The sequence below is a fragment of the uncultured Caballeronia sp. genome (genome assembly GCF_964243625.1).
Taxonomy (GTDB): domain Bacteria; phylum Pseudomonadota; class Gammaproteobacteria; order Burkholderiales; family Burkholderiaceae; genus Caballeronia.
Map to the genome: position 1 here is coordinate 1 of NZ_CAXTGZ010000754.1, position 2,650 is coordinate 2,650.

Below are 2,650 nucleotides of genomic sequence, written 5' to 3' on the forward strand. Positions count from 1 at the left end.
AGTTCTCCGTCTGTGTCCTCGATGGTCGTTGCGACCATGTCTCCGCGCTGCTGCGCACGCTGGTAGAAGGGCGACTGGATGAACGCGAGCGCATTGGCACGCGCGGCGGAATGGATGCGACGAACAGCTCGATCGTCTTTGAGCGTAAGTGAGCCGGCGGGATCACGAAATGTAGGAACAGGCAGCTGCAAACTCAGGCCACGTCGGCAGAGTTATTGTCTTTCGCCACGTCGGGCGCTGCAGACTTGGTCACGTCGCCGCTGCGGAACAGCAAGCGAATGCGACGACGCATGAAGTATCCGAAGGCCGCCGCGACCGAAGCGAGACTTTGCAGCGCGATCAGACCCTGCCCGGGGTCGACATAGCCGAACGCCTGGCGTTCGCTGGCGATGAGTACGCACAGGAAGATTAAAACCGAAAGCGAAATGGACACGACACGTTTCATGAATGGCATCTCCCTAAAAACTCATCCAGGACAGACTGTAAACATTTGCGGCGTACCCGCGCACAATCGCTTAGCAGTGCAGAACCCTTCTAAGAGAAATAGTTGCGGAGAAGTAAGAGCTTTCACCGCCTCATCCCAACCGCAACTTTTTCTTCATCATGGGAGACGAGGCAAAGGACGAAGAAGATGCAGAAAGCTGCACGGAAATGCCGTTCTGCTGGATCGAGGAGTTGCTGCCAAACGCCTTTACCCCACTATCGCGCCGTAACTCGTTCCGCTACAGCGGCTTGAGGTAACTCCGTTAGATGTTCCTCAAGATCGCCCACCAACGGCCGCAAATATTCCAGGAAGTTGTCGCACACTGGAATAGCTCCCGAAGTCAGCCACTCCGCGGGAAGGTGACGCACGTGTCCGGCGGCATGCGTCAGCGGCACCAGGCGATAGCCCGGCGACGCCACCGCCTCGAGCGGCTCCAGGGCCACCATCGTGTCGCGGTCTCCGGACAGCAGTGCCAGCACCCCGGCGCGGCCTACCAGTGCCGCGTCGATCCGATCCTGCTCCGACGCAATCGCAATGGACGATCGCCCCAGCAGACCGGGCTTCTCGTTGCGGCAGCGGAAGTGCAGGCGATCGCTCACCACGTTCGCCAGGTGTTGGCCGACGCCTCCGATCATCGGTCGCTTCAGTGCGTCAGCCTGCGAAACATTTGGATTTTCATACAGATGCTGCCCGCTGGTGTCGACGATTCCCTCGGCGACCACCACCACGGCGTGGCCGTTGGCGCGCACAATGTCATCCAGCATGCCGATGAAGAGCTCGGTCTCAAACGGAACCTCGGGCACGCACACGAGGTGTGGAGCGCCCGAGCCATCCACCTGGGCCAGCGCCGTGGCGGCCGCAAGCCAGCCCACAGTCCGGCCCATGGTTTCGAGGATGGTCACCGGCTGCGGGAGCGAACGGATATCCGCGCCAAGCTCTCGCGCAGCCGTCGCAATGTACCGGGCAGCGCTGCCAAATCCAGGACACCGGTCCGTCGCCATAATGTCGTTGTCGACGGTTTTCGGCACACCCACGACGACCGTATCTAAATGGCGCGACTGCAAAAACTGGCTGATCAGCTCCGCGCCGCGCATGGTGCCGTTGCCGCCCAGAAAGATCATGTATTCGATCTCGAATTGATGGATCGCCTCGATCAGCCGTTCCATGTCCGCTTTTGAAGGCTGGTAGCGCGATGATCCGAGCGCCGCTCCCGGCGTCCGGCGCAGACGGTCAAGCTCCTGCGGCGAAAGGTTCGTCAGGTCGGCGACATCGTCGCGCAGCAGGCCGCGAATGCCGGCGCGCGATCCCAGAATCCTTCCTATAGCTGGCTGTCGTTGCGCCTCCGCGACGATCTCCGCGAGGCTGGTGTTGAAGACGGCGGTAGGGCCGCCGCCTTGCACAATCATCAGATTGGACGACCGCATCGCGCCGTTCTCCTGCCGTTCTCCGGGCCGCGCCGCGCTGGCAGGACTCGCCTTCAGAAAACCGTCCGCGCCGCGCCAGCGCTCACCCAAGTATTACGCCAACACAAATTTTTGTCTATTGGAATACGTGCGTTTCGTTTGAAACTTAGTAACTCCGGACCCACTCCACAATGGAGCGCACCGCGATCCCGGTAGGACCTTTCGGCAGCCACGGCTTAAGTTCTTCATTCCACGCACAGCCCGCGATATCCAGGTGAATCCATGGCGTGTCGCCCGCAAACTCGATAAAAAAGACACCGCTATCACCGTAGCCGTGTAGATGTCGCTGAACTGGTCCAGCATATTTGGCGAGAAGGTCTGTCAAGTGACTGATAGTCGAACAATGGAAAGAAACAATCAAAGCGAGCATGCAAGCCCGAGATGCAATTCTCCACAAACGAGTAGTGCGTTTTTTTATGCGATCAGCGCTTTAGCAGTCGCGCCGGGAAATCCCTTCCCGACACGAGTAATTGGGGCTTCACCTTGGGATGCCGTCGGCCTAATTACGTCATCATAGAAGTGGGCGATCGCCGGATAGCTGCTCACCTTCCCAACTTTCCCTCGGCTGTTTGCGTAACGAAAATTTGCCATGATAGTACCTCCCTCAAGCATCGTTTTGAACTCTTGTTCTATGATCGCAGGATGGGCTACCCCGTGATGCCACCCAACTAGGACCGCCTCGAGTGTATTTAGGTACTTGAGA

4 protein-coding genes are annotated in these 2,650 nt (G+C 58.9%); all 4 read right to left on the bottom strand.

All coding sequences use genetic code 11. From position 1 onward, the window contains the following. Positions 1 to 193 precede the first annotated feature (193 nt). The gene (locus tag ACFFAR_RS30405) at positions 194 to 433 is read right to left on the bottom strand and encodes a hypothetical protein (RefSeq protein ID WP_375509139.1); all 240 of its coding nucleotides are present in this window, start codon (positions 431 to 433) and stop codon (positions 194 to 196) included. Between the two features lie 266 nt (positions 434 to 699). After that, positions 700 to 1,998 carry a diphosphate--fructose-6-phosphate 1-phosphotransferase gene (locus tag ACFFAR_RS30410; RefSeq protein ID WP_375509140.1) on the bottom strand — a complete coding sequence of 433 codons (1,299 nt, stop codon included), beginning with the start codon at positions 1,996 to 1,998 and terminating at the stop codon, positions 700 to 702. Positions 1,999 to 2,053: 55 nt separating this feature from the next. Then, entirely contained in the window at positions 2,054 to 2,317 is a 264-nt protein-coding gene (locus ACFFAR_RS30415) for a hypothetical protein (protein WP_375509141.1), read from the bottom strand. 44 nt (positions 2,318 to 2,361) lie between these two features. After that, positions 2,362 to 2,650 (bottom strand): hypothetical protein (locus tag ACFFAR_RS30420; protein ID WP_375509142.1); only part of this gene is annotated, 289 nt, incomplete at its 5' end.